This is a genomic window from Micromonospora sp. R311 (assembly GCF_056780015.1).
Map to the genome: position 1 here is coordinate 1 of NZ_JBSWCE010000113.1, position 1,010 is coordinate 1,010.

Genomic DNA, 1,010 nt, shown 5'->3' on the forward strand with positions numbered 1-1,010 from the left:
CTGAGACGGGAACGCGTCTATCCATGGGTCGCGATACTTTCGGCCGTCAGGGATTCGGCGCGATGAGGTTGCGCGATGGAACCGCCGACGGCACCGACCGCGACCCGGTGGCGGTGGTCCACGCCGCCCTTGATGCGGGCGTCACGATGGTGGACACCGCAGATGCCTACCAGAATGAAGAGCTGGTCGGCCGGGCAATCCGAGGGCGCCGTGATGAGGTGCTGCTGGCCAGCAAGTTCGGGTTGGTATGGCGAGATGAGCTCGCCGGCGGCTTCGACGTACGGGCTGACCCGTCGCACGTGCGGCAGGCGAGCGAGGCGAGCCTGCGACGGCTCGGTGTCGACGTGATCGACCTCTACTACCTGCACCATCGCAGTGAAAAGGTCCCGATCGAGGAAACCGTCGAAGCCATGGCCGAACTGGTCAACCATGGGAAGGTGCGCGCCCTTGGCCTGTCCAACGTGACGGCGGACGAACTACGCCGCGCACACGCCGTTCACCCGATCGCGGCGCTACAGGAGCAGTGGTCACTGGTGCAGCGCGACATCGAGCAGGAGCTGCTGCCTACCGTGGCCGACCTCGGAGTGGTCGTCGTGGCCCACTCCCCAAACGGTCATGGACTCCTCCACCAGCCTCCGAGCACAGCCGACGAGCAAGTAGCGAGCGGCCTACGCGCCGCACTGGGCGAGATCGCCAGTAGGCACGACACCACGAGCGGGCAGGTCGCACTGGCCTGGGTGCACCACCGGCAGCAGGCACACGGCGTGCCGGTCATCCCGATCCCCGGGACCACCAGCGTCCGCCACCTGCGTTCCAACGTCGCCGCGGCCGACCTAAGCCTGTCCGACGACGACCTGCGCCGGCTCGATACCCTCCGAGCTGCGTCGTGACCCGCACACCGTGTCCGGTAGCGGATCGTCTTACGGGACGGGTTGGACGGGCTTCATGGGTCAACATCGCCAGGCTGCCAACTCCCCGGTGACCGAGCCGCGCTATCGCCCACGCTGCCC

The 1,010-nt window shown here is 67.5% G+C and carries 1 protein-coding gene; it reads left to right on the forward strand.

Translation table 11 applies throughout. From position 1 onward, the window contains the following. Window positions 1–890, forward strand: an 890-nt coding sequence (locus AC1WTP_RS34410) for an aldo/keto reductase (protein ID WP_481653378.1), incomplete at its 5' end; no start/stop codon positions are given. Window positions 891–1,010 lie beyond the last annotated feature (120 nt).